Below are 24,015 nucleotides of genomic sequence, written 5' to 3'. Positions count from 1 at the left end.
CGGAGCATAAACTCCGGCTTTATTTGTTAAAATGAATAAGCTAAAGATCCCCAGAAAGTACGTTGAAGTAAAGTTCTGCCAATCATTAATGAACCTGGTGCAACAGTTGCGAAGTTTCTAAATTGATCTCCGCGAACATCGCCTTCGGTTAATACTTTTGCATTTAATAAGTTGTCTGCCCAAACTCTTAATGCAATTTTCTTGGTGAAATTATATCCTGCTCCAGCTTTCATTACTACATATGCTGGTAGCTTATAGCTGTCACTTGGCGAAGTGAAACGATAGCCCACATAATTAGCTGAAACATATAGGTTAAAGTTTTTGTAATCGTAGTTTGCACCAAGTTCTGTGTTTAAAATCGGTACACGTTCTGTTCTGTTGCCAGTAAAACTGTAAGTGCGGTCTCCAAATTCGGCCGATACGGCTGCATTGCCTCTTGTATTCGCTTCGTAATCGGTGTATTTCGAATCTTGTAAAGTTCCTGTTAAACGTAAACTTAAAGGTTTAGCTATTTTGTAAGAAATTTCATATTCTGCACTAAAAGTACGTGTCGAACCAAATGCAACTAAGGCTTGTGTGCCAGCTGCGACTGTAGGTACATTAATCGTTAGGGATGTGTTTTTAATTGCCGAATAACTGCCTGATGCAAAGATTGCTAAATTATTTTTTGCGTATTTGTAGCCAATTTCACCTAAATAAACCGGACGTTTTTTTATGCTTGCTGCGTTGTATGCAGCCGCATTATAATCTCCAATGTTTGGTGCATTGTAAGCTTTTGTCGCTCTGATAAATACACTCGATGTTGAGCTTATTTTGTAGTTAGCACCTACAGAGGCAGACCAATTGGTTAAAGTTTCATCATAAGAAGTATAGCCTAAAATTGTAGCCGTAGATGCGGCTGTGGTATTAATGGTGCCATTTGCGTTTAAAGCATAATATGGTCTATCACCTTTAACATTTTGGTTATCTATCCTTGCGCCAATATCTAAACGCCATTGGTCTGAAATCTTAATTTCATCTGTAGCATAAGCAGATAATGTTCTCGTATCGCCGATAAATGTGTTTTTAGTTTGAATAGTACGTTCGCTGGCTGTTGGAGATTGCAAAATAATACTTGGGTGCTCCTTAAATTCAGAGAAAGAACGGAAGGCATAACGCAAATCATCACGATTGTATTGATGAATTCCTGCACCAATTGCTAAACTGTGGTTTTTAATCGTTTTTCTTAAATCTAAATAATTTACGATTTGAACATCACTGTTAATTTGTCCATTTGCAGAAGAAGTAATTACATAATCACCAGCTACAAACGGAGCAACAGCACCACCAGGGTAGTAATACGGAGTAGCGGCAGTTCTGGCTGCTATTCCACTTGGCACTGTATAAGTGCTATTTGTATGTGTGTTTTGGTAGCGGAAATTGTTAACAATTTGCCATCCATTATCGGTCATGTAGTTAAACTGGAAACCCGCTGAACCTAATTTGGTATGGATTCCATCAGTTAAGCTAAAGTTATGCAAGCCAGTTGCAGGGTCGTTATAGCTCCATTCTGTTTGTAAAGGAACAATAGATTGAGATGCCATATCGTAATCACGGTAGGTTGTTGGTTTACCAGTTCCATCGTAGGGATAGTAGCTGGTTAATAAGAATTGAACTTTATCATTCAAATATTTACCATATACGCGGAAAAAACCTTTATTGTTTTTGAAATTAAAAGTCATGTTGCCTTTAATTTGGCCACCTTGGTTTGCGGGAGTGAATCCTTGATCTACAACACCATTATCTGTGCGATAAAAACCGCCAATGTTGTATTTAATCGAATTATTTATTTTGCCGCCTGTATTGCCATCAAAGCGATATAAACCCTGCGAAAATCCGGTTGTAAACTTAACTTGGCCATACTGTTTATCAGCGCCAGTATAACTAATATTATTTACAACAGCGCCAGGCGTATTTGCCTGGATAATTGAGGCATTACCACCTCTAATGGCTTCGATATTCTGAATTGTTAAATCTGTTTTGTAATACTGATCTACTGATGGATTTGTATTAAAACCCGTTGGAAGCAAAGGTAAGCCGTCTTCTTGTATGCCTAAGAAAATATAACCTCCCTGTTGTGGAAACCCTCTTACCCAAACATTACCCGGACCATCGCCACCTGTGCTTTCTACAGTTAAACCAGGTATTGCCTTTAATAAATCGGTACTGTTTAGCGGCGCTCTGTTTGTAATATCCTTGCTGCTAACCGAGGTTAAGGCAACACTACTTTCTAGTTTTTTCTTAGGATTACCGCCTGTAACCATTACGCTTTCCAACTGTAGATTATCTTCTGATAAACTGATAGAAATGTTCTCATCATTATTTCCCGGAGATAAATTTACCTCTTTAGAAATGAAGCCTACATATCTTACCACTAAAACACGGCTATCAACAGTTAATCCTTTTAGAGAGAATGAACCATTTTCATCAGTTGTTGTGCCAATGGTTTTACCTTTAACAGAAACCGATACACCAGGAAGAGGGGTGCCTTTACCATCAGTAACTTTTCCTGTAACAATACCTTCAAAAGTTTTCAAAATTTCTAAATTGTTATTGGCGGGAATAGAATAGAGCAAAATCTGATCTTTAACTATTCTATATCCCACATCATAACGTTTTAGCGAATTCTCAAGAAAGTATTTTAATTTTTGATTTACAACATTGATAGATACTTTTCTATCAGAATTGATTAATTGAGGACTGTAAACGAATTTAACTTTTGCAAGAAACTCGGTTTTCTCTATTATTGTTTTTATATCCGTTTGGTCGGCTTTTATAGAAATTTGTTTATTCAGGAAATCTTGTGCATCTGCATTTTTAGCAAGTGCAGAACAAGTGAAAATGGTTATTGCAAGTATTTGGTAAATCGAAACTCTCATTGCATAAATTGCCAGCGAAATAAGTTGATTTTTTTTCATAAATTTGGTTATTGTTCATTAAATGATTGGATTTATTGGACATAGAAATACCATAGATACATTCAAATGTATTTAACTCGCCGGCAATGCCCCACATTGTCGGCTTTGTTGTTTAAGAATATATTATGGAAAATTGAGCCGCGGCTACGGGCTGTTTGATATTAGTTTTCTTTTCATAATTTTTATTTATTTGGTTAGTTTTTATTCGAAACCAATATACTGGTTCCTTTTATTTGGTATTTGCTCGATATTGACCCACAAAGAAGATCTAGTTGCTCGTAAAGTCCTTTTTTGCTTAAATCACCCGTAAAGGTATAGGCTAAAATCTCCTCATTATCAGATTTTATCTCGATGCCGTACGCATCTGTTAAGGTTTTGAAAATAGATTTTAAGCTTTCTTCCTTGAAATTATAGCTAATGCTATTTTTTACATTATAGGCTTCAGCCAGCGGAATCGGTTTTTCGACCAAAGTGGTTTTAAGGTTATGCGCCTTGAATAAACCTTTTTGATTTGGAGTAAGCAAAACAGGGGTAGCCGTTTTATCTCCAGGTAAATCAATCAGGTTGTTGCAGGTATTTTCCTTAACCTGAACTTTGCCAGTTCTTACAGCTACTTCTGCAGGTAGATTTTTAGAAGATTGTTTAACAAAAAAACTGGTTCCTAAAACCCTAACCACTAAATTATTATTGTAAACATAAAATGGTCGCTTTGCATTTTTACTTATAGAAAAGAATGCATCACCTTTTAGATAAACTTTACGATTATTTGCCGCAAAAACTTTAGGATAAATGATATTCGATTTCGGCTCAAGCGTAACCAGACTATTATCATTTAATGAAATAATAATTGGTTTAGAAGTTTCATTAGTTTTTGATATCAAACTTAATCCACTGTTTTCATTCATAAAAGCACTTTCAGCGTGGTCGCTAAAAATATAGATGCCAGAAACAATAAATGCAATTGTTATAGATGCTGCAATTGCAGTTTTAACCCAAATTAGTTTTAAAGTATTTCTCTTTTTAGGTAAAGTAATATTCTGTTGTAATTGTAACCAAACATCATTTTTCATTTCGTCTAATTCTGATGAAGAAAGATGATTTACGTTTTTATCGCCTAATGAACCATACCATTGGTTAAGCCAAAGTTTTTCACTTTCAGTACAAGTTCCTGATTGGTATCGGGTAAGTAAATCGTAAAACGATTGTTTGTTCATAAAAGAAATATTTGGTTAATATATACAAGTAACCTAACTAGGACTATACCCTAATGCTAAGCTGTAAATTATTTTAAAATAATTGTAAGTTGTTGGTTTACAGTAAGAAAAATATATAGAAATTTTTTAAATATTCTCTTATTCGCTTTAATGAACGTGTAATATGGTACTCTACAGCTTTTTCTGAGATGTTTAAACCATTAGAAATATCTTTGGTAGATTGATGACTGTAACGGCTAAGTCTAAAAACCTCTTGCGTTTTCTCTGGCAAAGAATTTAAGCTTTTCTCAATTATTTCTGATAAATCTTTTAAACCCACCAGGCTCGAAGTATCTTCAGAATTAGGTCTGTATGTTATTTGTTCATGCTCAATATATCGGTTTGCAATTACTTCCGAACGGATATAATTAATGATAGCGAATTTTAAAGAACCGAAAAGGTAATTGCGTAAATCCTTGATATCAGCGGTTGCTCTTTTTTCCCAAAGTGATATAAATATATTTTGAACAAGTTCTTGCGCAATAACTTTATCGCCTGTTTTTTTATAGGCCAGTCCAAGTAATTCTTTACTCAAAACGTTATAAATTTTTTCGTAAGCAGCCGTATCTCCTAGTTTAAGGCGATTGATTAAATCTAAAGATTCTTCCGGCTGGATTGAACTCATATTTATATTTGGAATGATGGTAAATGTAATAATTAATTTCTTTTAGCTTTAATTTTCGAGGGCATAAATACTGTTAAAATGGAGATGGTTAGTTTGTAATATTATACTTAGTGTAAATATTTTACATCGTTTTATCCCATTTTTTTACCTTTGCTCATTCGCTGAAAAAAATATGCAAGAAAATATAGTTGTTTTAGGTTCAAACGGACAAATTGGTACCGAACTGGTAACCATGTTACGTAAAATATATGGTGATGATCATGTGGTTGCCTGCGATATTCGCAGACCAGATTATGATATCAAAAATTCTGCTCCTTTCGAGTTTGTTAATGTACTTGATAAGGATATGATTAAAGGCATTTTTCAAAAATATAAACCTACACAAGTTTATTTACTCGCTGCTTTATTATCTGCAACTGGTGAACAAAATCCTAAACTTGCCTGGGATTTAAATATGAACGGTTTACTAAACGTATTGGATTTGGCCCTGGAATATAAAACTGCAAAGGTTTATTGGCCAAGTTCTATTGCCGTTTTCGGTCCAAATTCGCCTAAAGATAATACGCCGCAGTATTGTACCATGGATCCAAATACCGTTTACGGAATTAGTAAGTTGGCAGGAGAAAGATGGTGTGAATATTATCATCAAAAATATGGTTTAGATGTGAGAAGCATTCGCTATCCGGGGTTAATTAGCTGGAAAGCGGCACCAGGTGGTGGAACAACAGATTATGCAATTCATATTTTTCACGATGCATTGAAAAAAGGAAGTTACCAGAGCTTTTTAAATGCAGGTTCTGAATTGCCAATGATGTATATGGAGGATGCAATTAGAGGCACAATTGAATTAATGGATGCACCAGCCGACCAAATTTCGGTGCGTAGCAGCTATAATTTTGGGGGTGTAAGTTTTACTCCAGAAATTTTAGCAACAGAAATCAGGAAACATATTCCCGATTTTAAATTAACTTACAGCGATAAAGATCCTCGCCAGCAAATAGCAGATAGCTGGCCACGTTCTATCGATGATAGTTTCGCAGCTAAAGATTGGAACTGGAAACCAGAGTACGATTTATCGAAACTCACAATTGATATGTTAAATAATCTAAAAAAGAGCTAAAAGACTAAAGCTGAAAAACTAAGGCATGGTTAAAGAAGCATATTTAATGAATAAGTTGGATGGTATTATGACTATTTGTCTTGATACTTGCTACTAAATACTTGATACTAATAATGGGAAGAGCATTCGAATTTAGAAAAGAAAGAAAATTTAAGCGTTGGGCCAAAATGGCGGTTCAGTTTACGCGTATTGGTAAAGATATCGTTATGGCGGTAAAGGAATCGGGACCTCATCCCGAAACCAACTCTCGCTTACGTACTGCAATGCAAAATGCTAAAGCGGTAAATATGCCAAAAGATAGGGTAGAGGCGGCTATTAAGCGTGCTTCTGATAAATCAATGGCAAATTACGAAGAAATTGTTTACGAAGGTTATGCGCCACATGGTGTTGCGGTTTTAATTGAAACAGCTACTGATAATACAAATCGTACGGTTGCAAACGTTCGTAGTTATTTTAACAAAACCGATGGTTCTTTAGGTAAAACTGGTTCTCTTGATTTTATTTTTAACCGTAAATCTATTTTCCGTTTTACACCTGTAGAAGGATTAGATTTAGAAGAATTAGAGTTTGAATTGATAGATGCAGGTTTAGAAGAATTATACGTAGAAGCTGACGAAGATGGAAACGATATTGCTGTTGCACAAGGTACATTTGAAAACTTTGGCCCTTTGCAAAAAGCATTAGAAGAAAAAGGTATTGAGTTAAAAAGCTCTAAGTTAGAGCGTATTGCATTATCGCACCACGAAGTTACCGAAGAGCAGGCTGCAGATGTTTTAAAACTGATAGATAAATTAGAAGAAGACGATGATGTGCAGGCCGTTTACCACAATATGGCTGAGTAATATTATTCAAACCTCGTAGGTTTTTAAAACCTACGAGGTTTATTAGCCTAATTCCTCTGATGCCCAAACAACCAAGGCAGTAACTCAGGCTCAGCAAAAGCACTATCCCAACTGTTATGATTTGCATTTGGATAAAGTGTAAATTTCACCTCATCGCCCACAGTTTTTAAGCGCTCTGAAATCGCAATGGAGAATGCAGGATCTACTACATCGTCTTTGCCACCATGAAATATCCAAAGCGGAACCGACTTGTATTTTCTGATATTGTTAGTATTATCGCCACCACAAATTGAAATGGCTGCCGCAAAAGTGTTACGCTTTCTTCTTAGCAACTCGAAAGTACCCATTCCGCCCATAGAAAGACCACCAACATAAACTTGCTTATGGCTTACATAAGGTTTTTTAAGAAAATCCTTTACCATACCTATTAAAGCATGCATCGCTTTTGTGGGCTTGCCACCTTCTACAAAACTAAAACTTCTCTTACCCATCTCATTTGGTCCGATGTTTACATTAGCCCAATAATCGTTAGCCGGGCATTGAGGGAATACAACAATTGCCGGGAAATTTTTGCGAACCTCATCTTTTAGAAATAATTTGCCACCATGTACCAACTGACTTTCATTATTATTACCTCGCTCTCCACTTCCGTGTAAAAAGAAAACAATTGGATATTTTTGCGAAGGGTTAAAATTTTCAGGAAAAAGCACCCTGTAATAAATAGAATCTTTGCCTTTAATAAAACTACCCTTATCGTATTGTGTAAAATTTTGTGCTTTTAATGCAATGCTTGCAATAAGAAAGCAAATGGTTAGAAAAATATTCTTCATGAAACAAAATTAAAAAAACCCAGCTATTTCGCAATAGTCTGGGGCGTACTAACCATTATAACTTTTTATTTTAGACTGAAAGATGCTTCCTTAACATCTCTCGAATTTGTACCGATAAAAACTTTAAAATCTCCGGGTTCAGCAACAAATTTTAAGTCTGAATTATAAAATTTCAAATCGTTTTCTGAAATATTAAAACTAATTGTTTTGCTTTCACCTGGCTTTAAACTAATTTTTTGAAAACCTTTAAGCTCTTTAACAGGGCGGGTAATACTGCCAACTAAATCTCGGATATACAATTGAACAACCTCTTTACCTTCATATTTACCAGTATTGTTTAAGGTAAGTGAGGCGGTAATAGATTTGCCTTTGTTTAAAGTATTCGAGCTTAGTTTAATATCGCTATAACTAAAAGTAGTGTAGCTTAAACCATAGCCAAACGGATAAAGAGGATCGTTACTTACATCTAAGTAATTAGAACGGAATTTTTCGAACCATTTACCTTCTGCCAATGGGCGTCCTGTGTTTTTATGGGCATAATAAAGTGGCACCTGGCCAACATTTTGAGGAAAGGTTGTGCTTAATTTACCTGATGGATTTACCTTTCCAAAAAGCACATCGGCAATAGAGTTTCCTGCTTCACTGCCTGGGAACCATACATTTAAAATAGCTGGTATATTTTCTTTTTCCCAGTTTAAAGCTAGCGGACGACCAGTAAATAATACCAGTACAATTGGTTTACCAGTTTTAGCCAAAGCTTTTAATAAATTTTTCTGTGTTTCTGGAATTTGAATGTCTGTAACGCTACTCGCTTCGCCAGTAAACTCAGAACCTTCGCCTATTGTTGCTACCACAACATCCGACTTTTCAGCTACTTTTAAAGCCTCTTTAATCATGTCTTCTTCCGAGCGAGGGTCGCGTTTGTAGGTTGGATTGTGAATATTTACATAGCGATGTTCTGCTGTAGAATCTGCTAAGAAGTTAGAACCACGAGCTGTTAAAATTTTCGCATCGTTACCCAAGGCATTTTTTAAGCCTTGTAAAACTGTAACCGATTTATCGAACAAAGCGGCAACACTCCAGGTACCGTACATGTTTGCGGTATTATCTGCCAATGGACCAATTAAACCAATTGTTCCTGTTTTTTTAAGTGGTAAAATGTTGTTGTTATTTTTAAGCAAAACGAAACTCTCTGCAGAAATTTCACGAGCAATTTGACGATTTTCTGCACTAAATACCTCTTTTTCGGCTCTTTCCGTGCTTAAGAATTTATATGGATCTGTAAATAAACCTAATTTATATTTCGCTTGAAGTATCAAACGACAAGCGCTGTTAATTTGTTCGATACTTACTTTTTTCTCTGCTAATGATTTTTTTAAAGTTCCAAGGAAACCTTCGCCAACCATATCCATATCAATACCTGCATTTAAAGCTAAAGCAGAAACGGTTTGTAAATCGCCCATGCCATGAGCAATCATTTCAGGGATACCTGTGTAATCTGTTACTACGAAACCTTTAAAGCCCCATTGGTTACGTAAAACATCAGTCATTAACCATTTGCTACCAGTTGCAGGGATTCCATCAACCTCATTAAAAGAGGCCATGATACTAGCCGCACCAGCATCAACAGCTGCTTTGTAAGGTGGGAAATATTCATTGTACATGCGCACTTTACTCATGTCAGTAGTATTGTAATCCCTACCTGCTTCGGCAGCACCATATAGAGCGTAATGTTTAACGCAAGCTAAAATTTCGTTATTTGCCTGCAATTTACCCTGGTAACCTTTTACCATTGCGGCTGCAATTTGAGAGCCTAAGTAAGCATCTTCGCCGCTACCTTCAGAAATTCTGCCCCAACGCGGGTCGCGGGAAATATCAACCATAGGAGAGAATGTCCAGTTGATACCACTTGCACTTGCTTCAATAGCAGCAACTCTTGCCGATTTTTGAACAAGATTCATATCCCAAACACAGCTCATACCTAGTGGAATTGGGAAAACCGTGTTATAGCCATGAATAACATCCATACCAAAAAGTAATGGGATTTTCATGCGGCTATTTTCTACCGCTACCTTCTGTACCGCTTTAATTTTTTCTACGCCTTTGATATTGAAAAGTCCGCCAACTTTACCTTCCTTTATTTTTTGGCCAATATCACTACTATTGGCTTGTCCGGTTGTAATATCACCAGAACTTGGCAAATTTAACTGGCCGATTTTTTCGTCCACAGTCATTTTTGCCATCAAATTATTAATGAAGGTGTTCATTTTTGTTTCTTCCGCAGAAACAGGCTTTTTCATTTGTGCGCTCGAACTAACAGCTATAGCTGTCAGTAAAATAAATAGGAATTTCGCTTTGTTCATTATATGTGTGTGTTATTCTTTTAAAATTTAATCAACTTTTTTAACTTCAGTTTTTGCTGAAACACCATTTTCGTTTATGGCTTCAATTGAGAAATAGTAAGCTTTTTGGCTATCCATCGCTTTAAACCAATATTCATTAAAATCGTGTATCATGATACAATTGTATAGCTTATCTGGTGCTGTACCATAATATAAGTTGTAGGCAAAAGCATTATCTACCGGAGGCCATTTAATGTATGCACTTCGTTTATCCTTCTCTGTTCTTAATACAATCAGATTTTTAACTTCATCGGGTTTTTGTCCGTTTCCGTTTCCGAAAACTCTTAAACCGCTAATTGCAAATTTCCCTGTTGGCATATGAATGTTTACCATTTTTATAAACCTTGTTTTTACTGGTTTATCTAACTCAATATAATCGTGAGGAACATCCTTTTTGTTTTGGCTTTTATCAACAAGAGTTGTCCATTTTTTGCCATCGAGCGATGAAAGAATTTTATATTGATGAAAGATTCCGATTTGTTTGCCGATAAACTCTGCGTCTTGGTCGGCATAATTAATTTGAATGGCATTAACGGTAGCCAAACTTCCCAAGTCTGTTTGAATCCACTCGCCATTATTAGCCGTTTTAGCGCTCCAGTATGTTTTAATGCTCTCATCTACGGCATTATTTGCATTAAATGAACCAAGAGTAGAAGAAACTGTAACTGGCTTTTTATAATTAATCAACATCCATCCTGGTCCGGCAGGACCACCTTCCTTTCTTTCGGCAGGAAGATAAAGCGGATAATCTCCAAAGGCAGTGTTTGTCCACATCACATCGTCTTTATCAAAGCCTGTTGGCCAGATGCCCATTCTACGTTCCCAAGTGTTTTTGACGCAAATAATACTGGTAGAAATGTGCCAATAATTTTTAGCGTTATCTTGAAAAGTAGCACCATGACCAGCCCCTCTGGAAAAACCACCACCTTTATAGCTTAAAGGATCTGATTGTGGTGTAGATGGGGTATCGTAAAATAGTGGTTTAGTACCAACAACTACGCCATCAGAATAACCGCTGAATTCTGTTCCCGGTGCACCATATTGAAAATAATATTTCCCATTATGCTTGGTCATCCACGCCCCTTCAGCAAAAGGATCTAAAAAGGTGTCATCCATGTATTCACCAAAGCGTTGCCAGCCATATCGCCAACTTTGAAGCAAGTACATCGGTGTACGTGTTCCTTTAGGCTGAAAAGTTTTTCTATCTAACTCTACACCATACATTGGATAGTTATTACTACTTCCGTTGTACATATAAAATTTACCATCATCATCTGTAAAAAAAGCAGGATCCCAACCTCCAATTTCTAATGAATCTACGAGTGGAAACCATTTATTACCTAAGGGATCTGTACTTCCCCATAAGGTGAAATTTTTAGTGTATGTACTTCCGAAAACAACCACGGTATCGCCTATAATTCCAACACCAGGCGCACAAAGTTCATCTTTGGTTTTATTCCACGGGCGAAGAAATTTCCGTTCTATAAATTTCCAGTTCAACATATCTGAACTATGCCAGTAACCCCATTGGTTAGTGCTGAATAGTAAGAATTCGCCTTTATAATTTACAATTACAGGATCGGCCGTAGCACGGTGTTTTCCCCATTCGGTAAAAGATTCGAAAGGTGTGTAACCATAATCTACATTTATTGGGTTACAATAAGTTTTTTGCTTCTGAGCAAAAGCTGCAGAATAGCTTATAATCAGGCAAGAAATGATTAGTAGTCTTTTCATCAATATTATTAAGTTTTATTTCTTTTTAGCCACAGATTGACAGATTATTTATTTATTATCCTTTTATATTGTAAAGATTTTTCATGGAAATTAATGATTAGACCCACTTCTAATTTTGCTATTCCTAAGTAATTGGTTACCTGTGCATAATGTTCTTCGATTATTCCTGCCTTTGATTTAATTTCAACAATAATTTCATCATAAATCAAAAAGTCGGCATAAAATCGATGGGGTAAAATTGTGTCTTTGTATTCAATAGCATATTCTTTTTCTCTTTTATAAGGAATGCCTCTAATTTTTAATTCGTACTCAATTGCGTCTTTATATACAATTTCTAAAAGTCCCTTACCAAGAATTCTATGTACTTCCATTGCGATTCCTATAATATTATAAGTTTCATCTTGTAATGGATACTCATCTTGATGAAAGACTTTAGTCATTTTAACTTCTAAGCTTAACTATTTATTTTAATCTGTTAATCTGTGGCTAACCCTTTATCTTTTTCAATCATTATATTTATTCTTTTATCTCCGGGCTTTTGAAATCTAACTTTTTCAAACCAGCTTGCACATCAGCATTACGCATAAATAGCTTCCATAATAAGCCAGATCGGTAGTTCTCAATCATCACAACCATTGGTCCTTGGTCAATACCTAGATATCTTTTAGGAAACCAGTTGTTTGTTTCAGAGAAAGCATCATAAAAACCATATTTTCCCCAAACTTTATCTCCTAAATCTTCATAGAGATGTCTGATAACTTTAATCGATTCTTTTGGCGTATATGGAATTGAGGAAATGGCGGCTGTTGGAGAAATTACGCCAAAATCTTCCTGAGGATTATGCGCTGCATAACCCTTAACAGAGTAACTTGCTGTTAAGCCCCAACTATTTTCGCCATAACCCTTAAAGTTTTTTGGGTTAGCTACACAATAATCATGAATGGCTAAAGTTTGATTTACGTTATTCTCCCAATAATTTGCATAACGATCGGTTAATCCTTTGGGATTTAAGCCTAAATAAGAATAATGCGCCCAAAATAATGGGCCAACAGAATTTTTTTGACCTTGATAGTCTAATGTGAATGGATGACCAAATAATTCGAATTTTGTATTTATCTCTCCATTTCTAGCCCAACCTTCGTGATAAACGGCTGCGGGAACTGTATGAGTAGGAGAGGAGGCTGCCATAACGTACATAATTAGGCATTCGTTATACCCTTTTACAGGAAAATTCATTTCCCAGGCATATTCTGGTGACCAATGCCAGTAAAGTACATTTTGATCACCATTTCTATACCAGTTGAAATCTATCCCTCGCCAAAGAGAATCGGCTTTTTTTGAAAGTAATTTCTCTTCCGAACTTCCGTTTTTGTAATATTCATTAATACAAATTAGCGCTTGAGCCACAAAAGAGGTTTCAACTAAATCTCCACCATTATCTTTTTTGCCAAAGGGGCGAACTTTTCCTGTTTCCCCATTTATCCAGTGTGACCATGCACCATGAAAACGGTCGGCTTTTTCAAGAAAGGTTAGGATTTTATTAAGCCTGTTCAGTCCTTCTTTTTTGGTTACGTAGCCTCTATCTATTCCACTTAAAATGGCCATTAAACCAAAACCGGTTGCTCCTGTAGCAACAGTGCTTTTATCATTATCAGGGTATATATTATCTGCGTGATATCGCTCTCTTCCAGCTCCAGAATTTGGTTCGGCACCATCCCAAAAATATTGAAAAGTTTGTTTTTGCACAACATCAAGTAGTTCATCGTCTGATAAACCTTTTTTTATAGGGGGAGCTGATTTTATAGACTCAAAAGTTTGCGCATCACTTGTGCATTGAATGCAAGAGGTTATTAAAATGACGAAAAGAATTCGGGATGTAAATTTCATTGTATCAGGATATGGTTTTTTAAAGATTGGGGCTACTAAAACCCAGGCTGCGCATTCCGGTTTTAACTTCGGGAGCGCTCATAAATAAGTTCCAAATTAAATTTGAACGGTAATTTTCTATCATAACGATAATCGGTCCTTGATCTATTGCTAAAGTTGAAGAAGCAAACCATTGATCTTGTAGCGAAAACGCATCGTAAAAGCCATATTCTCCCCAGGTTTTATTTCCTAATTTGTAATAGAAATATTTTAGCGCCTGCATAGATTCGGTTGGGGTGTAAGCAAAAGATGAAAGGGCAGCCGTTGGTACAATTACCCCAACATCGTTTCCTGGAGCACTTGCAGTGTATCCATTTTTAATATCACTGGCAGTTAGTCCCCAACAGTTTTCTCCATAACCATAATAACTCATTGGATTAGCCTTACAATAGTTATAATTAATTAGCGTATGTGCTTTTGTTTGCGTTTCGTAGTTAGCGTAGGCATCTGTTAAGCCCTTCGGGTTAATACCCATAAATGAATAATGAGCAAAAAATAATGGACCACCATTGGCAACACCTAATGGAAGTTGAACGCCGTAATAAGAATTCCCGTTTTTCATAGCACCGTTTTGTGCCCAACCATTATCGTAAACTGTTTTTGGAATAGAGTAGGTTGGCGATGCTGCAGCCATAACGTAAGTTACCAAACATTCGTTCCAGCCTTTAATTGGCAAGTTCATATCCCAGTTATAATTCGGACTCCAATGCCAATAAAGTGTATTACTATTATCTTTTCGATACCAGCTCCACTCTACGCCATTATAAATGGTGTTAATGTCTGCTCGTAAAGCCGTTTCAGAAGCATCGGCGGAATTAAAATATTGACGGGCCGTAATTAAGCCAGCCATTAAATAAGATGTTTCTACTAAATCGCCACCATTATCTTTTGTGCTAAAAGGAATCACTTTTCCAGTATTTCCATCTAACCAGTGTGGATAAGCACCATGAAAACGCTCCGCAGTTTTAAGGAAGGCAACTATTTTCTGTATCCTAGCCAGGCCATCTGCTCTGCTTATAAAATTACGACTGATACCTGTAACCAAAGCCATAATGCCAAATCCAGAACCACCAGAGGTAACGGTGTTGCCTGATGTATTTCTTTCTCTTGCTAAACCGCTAGTTGGGTGACCAAAATCCCAGAAATATTTGAAGGTTTGTTTTTGCACTAATGTTAAAAGTTCTTCTTCGCTAATGCGGGCGAATTTATCGATATCATCTACAGCAGTAATTAGATTGACCACTACGCTGCTCTGTAATTTGCTGCCAGTTTTTGAAAGCAAACCTGTGTTTGCTATTAAAATATATTTTGTAATTGGCTGTAATGATGCTGAAGGCGTTATTACAAGCGTATTATCGTTGTTCTCTAAAGTTGGGGTAAATGCAGTACTGTTTCCAGTTGCATCGGTAAGGGTAACATTTCCGCTAACGGAAGTTAAATTAACTGGTGATGAAAAAGTGATTTTAATAACTGGGGTATTGTTTAGCCCATAATAGGTGAAACCAGCAAAACTGCCGTTAACTTTTAAATCAGAAAATTGAAATGAAGTAGGGGTAATAACAGGGGGATCTGTTGGTGTTGGTGAATTACCTTTTTTGCAGGAAAACACAAAAAGAAAGATGATAATTATGATTGGGAATTTTTTAATCATTGCAGAAGATTAAAAAAGGGTTGCCATTTACAGCAACCCTTTAATTGTTTATTGCTTATAAGATTTGAAAACAGAAAAATTACTTTCCTCTTCCTTCTAGTTTTGTCAGATAACCAACTTCATCATCTGATAATGCTTTGTTGAAAATTTTCACTTCATCTAGTTGTCCTGTTAAGTAGCTAGCCCATGGTTCTTTCGAATGACTTGTAGTCTGACTTGGAGTGGTCATGAATTGGGTTGTGCCGAAAACTAAATTGCCAGAATCAATAAAATTTAGTGGACCTGTTATTCCATCTAATTTACCTGAACTTACTCTAGAACCATTAACATATACTTTCACAGTCGATGTGGTTTCATCATAAGAAACAGAAAATGCATTCCATTTACCAAAAAAGTTAACAACATTACTAGCCGTATAGGTTTTATCACCAACTCCATTATTTATAAACACAATTTTTATTGTGGCATTATCGTTGGTGCTGCCATTTTCTATAAAAACTTCTAAATTTCCCCAAAACTGAGATTTGTTAGAAAGACTAAATAGACCAATAATTCCGTTGGATGGAGGTGGAGTATTAACCCACTCAGTTAATGTAAAGCTCTTTAGACCCGTTATTTTGGATGAAGGTGCACTTAGGAAATAACTGTTATTTGCACCTTGTAAAGATTTCCCTTTGATACCAGTACCAAAACTTGTTCCACTGTTTATTCCAGCAGTATTCGATACACTATCGACTAAACTACCATCAAATGACCAATGGGCAACTAAGTTTGAACTAGCGATTTGTTTCGAATTAGTAAAGCCACCAATGTTTAATGCTGGGGCATAGCTAGTTGGGTCAAATTCTTTTTGACATGATGACAACCCTAAGCTCGTAACTGCCATCAATAATAAATATTTTGTTTTCATTCCTATTAATTTAAGCGGTTAATAACCTGGATTTTGAGTTAGGGTGCCTGCACTTTTGTCGATTTCGTTTGATGGAACTGGCCAAACTTCATTTTTACCAGCTTTCCATCCTTTTGGACCAAAAACTGTAGCTCCGCGACCTTGGCGAATTACATCGAAATAACGGTCATATTCCATAGCCAATTCAACAAATCTTTCTTTCCAGATGGCCTGGCGTAAAGCATCTTTATCAGATGTTGTAACATCAGGTAAAACGCCTGCAACACCACCTCTAGCACGAGCACGTACAAGATTCAGTGAAGTTTTCGCTAAGGTTGAATTTCCAAGCTCATTTGCAGCTTCAGCATTCATTAGCAAAACATCAGCATAGCGAATAACTCTTACATTTTGTTGAGCACCTTGATTAAAACTGGTGTTGATTAGATTAAAAGGAACGTATGGTTTTTGACTGTACATTGGATTTGGTACGGTAACTGGAATTGGATCACCTTGTGGTGTAGTTTCTCCTCTGAAAATAATTGTAGCGTCTCTTCTAACGTCTCCAACTTCGTAAGCTGCTGCCAAAGCTGCCGTAGGAACATTTAAGCCATAGCCGGCTACTGTTCCTCTAACACCTTGAATTTGGCTATATTGTGAAGTTGCTGAACCTTCAATAGTTGGAATAATTTCGCATTGAATTTCGAATATTGACTCTACATTGTTTTCATTATTTAAACGGAAACTTTGCTCGTAATTTGGGAATAGGCTGTAGCCCATTGTCATCACTGTGTTGGTTAATGATAGAACATCTGCCCATTTTTGTTGATACATTGCAACTTTTGCGTGTAAAGCTAATGCAGCACCTTTTGTTGCCCGACCTAAATCTATCGCAGGATAGGTTTGAGGTAATACAGCAGCTGCATCATCTAAATCTTTTTCTATAGCAGCCCAAACTTGCGCCTTAGGTGTACGAGGGATATTGAATTCTGACGCATCTTTAGGTACATTTAGGCGTAGTGGAACATCACCATATGCACGAACTAATCTGAAATAAGAATAAGCACGAACAAATTTTGCTTCAGCTATATATCGGGCTTTAAGAGTAGCATCCATGCTTATAGCTGGGATATTATCTAAAACCTGATTGCAAAGATTAATGTTTTTATATTGACCATTCCAAAATGCTTGTAGTTGACCTTCTGTTGAAGAAACACTAAAGTCATCATAATTGTTATAGTAACTTGCATCATTTGGATCGCTACCTTTTTCTGCGTCGTCTCCACCAACGCTTTCAACAGCTATTGCTGGAAAACCTGTGTTATCATTGCTTCGTAATATTCCATAAATGGAATTAACCGCTTTTGTAGCATCGTCCTGAGTTTTCCAAAAAGTAACTGCAGGTTGCTGTGCTTGTGGATCTACATCTAAAAAACTTTTTTTACATGCAGGTAATACCAATAGACCAGAACACAAAGCAATAAGTCCTATCTTTTGTATATAATTATTTTTATAATTTAATTTCATTGCTTTATTTATTAGAAAGTAACTTGAAGACCTAATCTATAAGTAGCTGATAATGGATAAACGCTTGCATCTATACCAGCATTTGTTGGTGTACCACCAATCTCTGGAGTAAAGCCTTTATAACCGAAAAGGTTAATTGCATTCTGTGCATCAACAAAAACCCTAACTCTTTGCATTTTCCATTTGCTCATTAACATTGAAGGCAAAGCATAACCTAACTGAATGTTTCTTAAACGGATGTAAGAACCATCTTCAACATAGAATGAATTGGGTGCTGCATTGGCTGTTGAGCCAACTGCTGCAGAAGGATAAGTTGTTGATGTACCAGCACCATGCCATCTGTTATCATAAAAATCCTTACTAAAGTTTTCATTGCCAAAACGATAAGCGATGTTAGCATTATATACATCTACGCCAGCAACACCTTGAATATCAACTGATAAATCGAAGTTTTTGTAATTGAAAGAAGTATTTAATCCATAGCTGAATTTAGGATTTGGATTACCTAAAACAATACGATCTTTACCATCAATAATACCATCTCCGTTTTGATCAACATATTTAAAATCTCCTGGCTTAGCAGTTTTTTGAGCCGAACTAGAAACTTCTGCCGGTGTTTGGAAAATACCAGCTACATCGTAACCGTAAAACTCTCCAATAGCACCACCTTGTATTGTACGGGTAGATAGTGCTCCATTAGCAATACCTGCACCGCCCGCATAAATCGGGTTTAAACCAGTAACTACCGATAGTACTTTGTTGTTATTGATACCAATATTACCACTAATTGAATAACCGAAGCCATTTTTTGATTTGTCAGCATAAGTTGCCAAGAATTCAAAACCACGATTTTGGAAATCTGCCTGGTTGCCAATTTGTGAACCAGAAGCAGTACCAATAGAGCTTAAAATTGGAATTTCGAAAATTGCCTGTTCAGTTCGCTTATTATAAACTCCAGTTTCAATACTTAATCGATTATCTAAGAACCTAGCCTCAATACCAATATCGGTACCTGTAGTGCGCTCCCAATTTAAGAAAGATGGCACTAGAGAATTAATATTTGCACCTGTATAACCTATACCGTTAAAGAATGCTACTAAATCCCCACCTTGCGATACAGTTAAAGTCGTTGGATTGATTGGAACACCTGCATTACCTACTTTACCCCAAGATCCTTTTAGTTTTAAATAGTTCACTACTTTTTGGTCTTTCATAAAGTTTTCATTGGTAATTACCCAACCTGCACCAACTGCAGGGAAATTACCCCATAAATCACCCCCTCCAAAAAATTGAGAAGCAGCATCTCTACGTATTGTAGCGTTTAATAAGTATTTATCTTTGTAAGAATAGTTTACACGACCAAAGTAAGAAGCCGAGGTAGATAAACTTCCACCATCAACAACAGTACGTGTAGCAGCAGTACCTAAAGAAAGGTACAAATCTCCATCACTTGAGTAAGGAACATCGAATGCCTTAGAGTTTATAAAGTAAGATTTTCTTCTTTGTGCTGTAGTACCAACTAATGCAGTTATGCTATGGTCTCCGAAAGTGTTTTTGTAAGTTAAAGTATTTTCTAAAATCCAATTTCTGGTTTCCGATCTCTTTACTTCTAAAGTGCTCTGTGTTGTTCTTTGCCCTTGAGTAGCTGAAAAAAGTGGTGTATATGCTCTAACTTCGTTTTGTCCAAAATCACCACCAGCACTAGTTTTAAAAGTAAAGTTTTTAGCTACGGTTAATTCTGCATAAACGTTACCATTAATACGATAGTTTTTAGATTGCTGATTAAAGAAATCTAAAGTAACTTGTGGGTTAAAGTTGTTACCACCTCCTAAACTGAAATCATTAGCATCTCCATAAGTTCCATCTGCATAATAAACTGGTACAACTGGACCCGCTGTATATAACTGACGAAAAATACCATCATTTATATCATTTGAATTGATTGATGTACCTGAAACAGTATAACCGATTTTCAATGGTTTAAGAACCTGAAAATCATTCGAAAGTTTAGCCGTATATCTTTTGTAATTCTGGGTTTTAACGATACCATCTTCATTTGTGTAACCTAATGAAAAATTGTATGTAGTTTTTTCAGTACCACCATTAACCGAAATTTGGTGATTGGTTTGCAATGCGTTTCTAAATGCCTGGTTATACCAATTAGTACCTGTTCCAAAAGATGATGGATTAGCAAATAACGGGTTTGCTCCGTTCGATGCAGATAATTCATTGATGATCGTTGCATATTCAGTTGCATTTGCCATTTCAACCTGATTAGTCACTGCTTTAAAACCTACCGAACCATTGTAACTTATTACTGGTTCACCAGTTTTACCTTTTTTTGTAGTGACTAAAACAACACCATTTGCTGCACGAATACCATAAATAGATTGAGAAGATGCATCTTTCAAAATACTTAAACTTTCGATGTCAGCAGGATTTAAGAAACTAATCTCGTCATACCAAACACCATCAACTACGTATAGCACTCCAGTATTACCATAAACAGTACCTGTACCACGAATGGTGATTTGAGGTGACGAACCTGGTGCGCCATTATTGGTAATCGAAACACCAGCAACTTTACCTTGTAAAGCACTTACTGGGTTAACTGATGCTTGTTTAGAAATATCTTCTCCTTTTACAGTTGCTACAGAACCTGTAACATCAATTTTTCTTTGTGTACCATAACCCACAACCACAACTTGCTCTAATTGTTGGTCTTCTGATGCTAATGATACATTAATTGTAGTTCGGTTAGATACTGCCTGCTCTTGTGCAGTATAACCGATAAAGTTGAATACTAAAGTTGCGTTTGATGGCGCACTTATGGAGTAGTTGCCGTTTGCATCTGTTTGCGTACCGTTTTGTGTACCTTTAACTAATACAGTTACGCCAGGTAAAGATGTTTTATCACCTCCATCAATTACCTTACCTTTTATGGTAATGTTTTGCGCAAATGCTACATTAATTGTTAGTAGACAAAAAGCAGCTAGAACAGAAAGTCTTGTAAAGATTCTTTTCATGCTTTATTATAAATTTAGTTTAATTGTTAATCTAAATGTGAGGTTGTTTTTGTTCTTGTGCAAGTGATATTACCTCTACATTAATACATCATTAATAAAAGTGTACTATCTCATGGATGCATACCAAATAGGAAATTGGCCTGAAAATGCAGTTTTTTGAATTGTAACTTGATGATTACACGTACACAAAGTGTATAAAATACACCAAGCTTTTTGAAACTCTTAATAATTGCTTATGAGAGGTAATGATGTAGTAGCTAAAAGTTAGTGAGTAGTAATAAACCATTAAAAGCTAGTTTTATGCAAACGTTCCCGATAATCTTAAAGAGTTATAATTTATAGTTCCATTAAAAATTCTGTAAGATTTTTGTCGTGTGGAATATTCAGTTTTTTGCGTAAACGGTAGCGACGAATTTCTACTCCTCTCAAGGTAATGTTAAGTAATGAAGACATTTCCTTACTGCTCATATTCATTCTTAAATAAGCACACAGCTTTAAATCATTTGGTACCAAATCCGGATGACCGGCTTTAAGTTTTTTAAAGAAACTCTCGTGTGCCTCATTAAAACTATTTTCAAATAAATGCCAGTCGCGTTCGTCATTCATTCCGTCGTTTATTACTTTTTGGATTTTTCGAATCTGATCATCAGCAAGTTTTTTTCCATTCTCGTCTTTAAGTTTTAAAATATCGTCGCTTAATTTTTGAAGTAATTCATTTTTGTAAACTAAAGTCATAGCAGAGTTTGCAAGCTCACGATTTTTTGACGCTAGTTCTGCTTGTAGCTTTTCGGTTTGTAGCTTATGGATTTGCTTTTCGTTAGCTTCTGATTCTTGCTTTAAAATCTCATCTTGTTCCGCCTGCAAGCGGTCGGTTATTTTCTGACTATCTTTTTGAAGTTTACCCTCATATATTTTTTTACCTATTATCAAAATAATCACAAAAATTATAGAGTATAATATTATCGCCCAATTACTCAAATACCATGGTCTAAGCACAACAAATTCGAAGGTTGTAATTTCGCTGATTTTTGAATCGTCTATTCTCGCTCTAACTTTAAAATGATATTTACCACTGCTTAAGTTGGTGAAATCTTTTTGGGTAGCATAACTCCAATCTGACCAGTCTTTCGAGTAACCTTCCAGATAGTATTGGAACTTAATTTTAGCTTGCCTGTAATAAGGTAAGGAGAAAGATATCCGAATATTGTTTCGGCTATTTCTAACTTCTATTTCTGAGCCATCATTTCCATTTTCGCTAATAATGGAGTACTTATCTGTTATATCCTCAATTCTGCGAATTAAAACTCTTTGTTGAATTTTGTTTGCTGCAGATTGTATTATCTGGCTTGAATTGTAAAAAACGAAACCATCATCAACACTAATTAAATAAATAGAATCGCTAATTCTACTGATATTTTCATAGTATTGAACCATCTTACCATCCAAAATACTGAAACGATTTGAATCTATAGATATTTTTCCAGCTTCGCTGAAGTTAGCCAAAGCTGTTTTACCATGATTGATAAACCAATACTTTTTAGAACCAGCATTAATAATTTTATTCGATGAGGCAAAGGAACCAAGTGCTTTGTTTAATATATTATATTTCGAAAATCTATCGCTAATATTATCGTAAGTAAAGAAACCCGACGAGCTTGCGAAAACAATTTTATCTTCTAAATTAAATAGGTTGAGGTTATAGTTATTGGACAGCCCACTTTTTTCATCGTAATATTTATTCGAAATGACTGTACTGTAATCACTGCTTAGTTTTAATTTATAAAGTCCTTTATAAGCATGGCTAACCCATATTTCACCCTTGTTATCTTGCTCAACACATCGTGATGGCTCGTTAAAATTTGCAATCTTTTTAAAAAATTGCCATTTGCCTTGACTGTTTTTGTTAAAGAGCAATAAACCTGTGTAGGTACCTTGAATTAACAAGTTAGGGTTGCTGTTTAATTTTTTAATCGTCCAGCCGCCACTATAACCTGTTAATTTTTCGATTTTATCGCCTGTTACGTTAAATGTTCCGTTATTGTGCCCGCATAAAAGTTGCCCGTCAATTATGGTTAATTCCCAAACCTGTCCCTGAGAATTTGGTATAAGTCGAAAATTTAGGTTAGAAAACTGATCATTTTCTTTCCATTCGCTGTAAAAAAGACCTTGATTTGTTCCTAAATAGATTTTATTCTGAAAAATTACACTAGAATATACTGTTCCAAAAACACCCATTTTATCCAGGTAGAAATATAACGGCGAATTAAGTTCAATCCTGTCGATTCCATTGTCTAAACCAGCCCACAGGTTTTGTTCATCATCGCTATACAAGCTTAGAACAGTGTTATTCTGCAATCCGCTTGATTTATTAACTCTTTGAATAATTTTGCCACTCTCATCAATAATAATAACGCCATTTAGTATTGTTCCGTAAGCATAATACTTATCTAGAATTTTGGCGCCATTGTTTAATTGAAATGCAGATAAAAAAGAATTTGCTGGCGTGTTGAAGGCTGTAAATGTCTTACCATCGAATAAAAATAATCCATTTTTACCAGTTCCAATTAGCAAAACATCACCTTTAAAGGGTAGAATAGATAGTACCCCAGTTTTGCAAATAACATCGCTACCAGGAATGAACATTAACTTATTACCTTTAAGTTCGTATAGTCCCTTATCTTCTACAATAAATCTATTCCCTATTTTGTAAGAAAACAAGAAATTACTGGCATTTTTTAAAATTGTAATTTTACCATTAATGTAGATATATATGGTGCTAAAAGATTGAAAGATAACCTTGTTGCCATAAATATGAATCTTCCAGATTTCATCTTTGAGTTTATCCGATTTTGGAATTAAATTAGTTAAGGAAGTGTATTTTAATTTGTTTTGTTTGAACGACCAATAACCAAAATCTCCAAATCCGCCAGTGTAAATTTTGCCATTGTTATCTGTTGCCACAGAGCGAACAATTTGATTATTTGGCATTTTGTATTGCTGCCAATATTTTCCATCGTAGGTAAGTAAGCCTTCGGTATTGCCAAAGTACATTACGCCATCCTTATCTTTTGCTATGCTCCAGTTTTGATTGCCAGAAGCATAAATAGCTTTAGAATAATTTTCAATATATGGTACGCCAATACTTTTAATATCAGCAGCATATAAATTTAATGAGGTGCAGATTAAAATTAAGAAAATGCAGCGTAAGAATTTTTGCATGTGTAAAATTGGTAATC

At 35.7% G+C, this 24,015-nt stretch carries 15 protein-coding genes; 2 read left to right on the top strand and 13 right to left on the bottom strand.

The genetic code is table 11. From position 1 onward, the window contains the following. Positions 1 to 26: 26 nt before the first annotated feature. The 3 genes from ACFOUY_RS19740 to ACFOUY_RS19730 all read right to left on the bottom strand — a co-directional run bounded on the left by ACFOUY_RS19740 (position 27) and on the right by ACFOUY_RS19730 (position 4,835). Positions 27 to 2,957 (bottom strand): TonB-dependent receptor, encoded by a 2,931-nt coding sequence (locus tag ACFOUY_RS19740; protein WP_378962998.1) that lies wholly within the window; start codon positions 2,955 to 2,957, stop codon positions 27 to 29. Positions 2,958 to 3,151: 194 nt separating this feature from the next. Then, positions 3,152 to 4,171: a FecR family protein gene (locus ACFOUY_RS19735; RefSeq protein WP_378962997.1), complete on the bottom strand. Its 1,020-nt coding sequence runs from the start codon at positions 4,169 to 4,171 to the stop codon at positions 3,152 to 3,154. Between the two features lie 97 nt (positions 4,172 to 4,268). Then, a complete protein-coding gene (locus ACFOUY_RS19730; protein ID WP_378962996.1) occupies positions 4,269 to 4,835 on the bottom strand; it encodes an RNA polymerase sigma factor in 567 nt (188 codons plus the stop codon). A gap of 172 nt (positions 4,836 to 5,007) precedes the next feature. On the opposite strand from ACFOUY_RS19730, the gene ACFOUY_RS19725 reads away from it, so the two are divergent. Both ACFOUY_RS19725 and ACFOUY_RS19720 read left to right on the top strand, forming a co-directional pair. Then, positions 5,008 to 5,955, top strand: a complete 948-nt coding sequence (locus ACFOUY_RS19725) for an NAD-dependent epimerase/dehydratase family protein (RefSeq protein WP_378962994.1) — start codon at positions 5,008 to 5,010, stop codon at positions 5,953 to 5,955. Positions 5,956 to 6,068: 113 nt separating this feature from the next. Continuing rightward, positions 6,069 to 6,797, top strand: coding sequence for a YebC/PmpR family DNA-binding transcriptional regulator (locus ACFOUY_RS19720; RefSeq protein WP_378962993.1), 729 nt, complete (start codon positions 6,069 to 6,071; stop codon positions 6,795 to 6,797). 47 nt (positions 6,798 to 6,844) lie between these two features. Here the strand turns inward: ACFOUY_RS19720 and ACFOUY_RS19715 are convergent, their stop codons facing one another. From ACFOUY_RS19715 to ACFOUY_RS19670, 10 genes are all read right to left on the bottom strand, one after another. Continuing rightward, on the bottom strand, positions 6,845 to 7,627 hold the full coding sequence (locus ACFOUY_RS19715) for a carboxylesterase family protein (RefSeq protein ID WP_378962992.1): 783 nt from the start codon (positions 7,625 to 7,627) through the stop codon (positions 6,845 to 6,847). A gap of 65 nt (positions 7,628 to 7,692) precedes the next feature. Next, positions 7,693 to 9,990, bottom strand: coding sequence for a beta-glucosidase BglX (bglX, locus tag ACFOUY_RS19710; protein WP_378962991.1), 2,298 nt, complete (start codon positions 9,988 to 9,990; stop codon positions 7,693 to 7,695). Between the two features lie 27 nt (positions 9,991 to 10,017). Beyond that, the gene (locus ACFOUY_RS19705) at positions 10,018 to 11,763 is read right to left on the bottom strand and encodes a discoidin domain-containing protein (RefSeq protein ID WP_378962990.1); all 1,746 of its coding nucleotides are present in this window, start codon (positions 11,761 to 11,763) and stop codon (positions 10,018 to 10,020) included. Positions 11,764 to 11,807: 44 nt separating this feature from the next. After that, positions 11,808 to 12,203, bottom strand: coding sequence for a GxxExxY protein (locus ACFOUY_RS19700; protein ID WP_378962989.1), 396 nt, complete (start codon positions 12,201 to 12,203; stop codon positions 11,808 to 11,810). A 76-nt stretch (positions 12,204 to 12,279) separates the two neighbouring features. Continuing rightward, the gene (locus ACFOUY_RS19695) at positions 12,280 to 13,650 is read right to left on the bottom strand and encodes a glucoamylase family protein (protein WP_378962988.1); all 1,371 of its coding nucleotides are present in this window, start codon (positions 13,648 to 13,650) and stop codon (positions 12,280 to 12,282) included. A 19-nt stretch (positions 13,651 to 13,669) separates the two neighbouring features. Then, complete coding sequence (locus ACFOUY_RS19690) at positions 13,670 to 15,340, bottom strand: glucoamylase family protein (protein ID WP_378962987.1); 1,671 nt, start codon at positions 15,338 to 15,340, stop codon at positions 13,670 to 13,672. Positions 15,341 to 15,419: 79 nt separating this feature from the next. Then, entirely contained in the window at positions 15,420 to 16,250 is an 831-nt protein-coding gene (locus ACFOUY_RS19685) for a LamG-like jellyroll fold domain-containing protein (RefSeq protein ID WP_378962986.1), read from the bottom strand. Positions 16,251 to 16,268: 18 nt separating this feature from the next. Continuing rightward, positions 16,269 to 17,753, bottom strand: a complete 1,485-nt coding sequence (locus ACFOUY_RS19680) for a RagB/SusD family nutrient uptake outer membrane protein (protein WP_378962985.1) — start codon at positions 17,751 to 17,753, stop codon at positions 16,269 to 16,271. Positions 17,754 to 17,764: 11 nt separating this feature from the next. Next, positions 17,765 to 20,779, bottom strand: coding sequence for a SusC/RagA family TonB-linked outer membrane protein (locus tag ACFOUY_RS19675; RefSeq protein ID WP_378962984.1), 3,015 nt, complete (start codon positions 20,777 to 20,779; stop codon positions 17,765 to 17,767). Between the two features lie 336 nt (positions 20,780 to 21,115). Next, positions 21,116 to 23,998, bottom strand: a complete 2,883-nt coding sequence (locus ACFOUY_RS19670) for a triple tyrosine motif-containing protein (protein WP_378962983.1) — start codon at positions 23,996 to 23,998, stop codon at positions 21,116 to 21,118. Positions 23,999 to 24,015 lie beyond the last annotated feature (17 nt).

It is taken from the genome of Pedobacter jamesrossensis (assembly GCF_042650905.1).
Classification (GTDB): Bacteria; Bacteroidota; Bacteroidia; order Sphingobacteriales; family Sphingobacteriaceae; genus Pedobacter; species Pedobacter jamesrossensis.
This window is presented reverse-complemented; position numbering and strand designations above follow the sequence as displayed.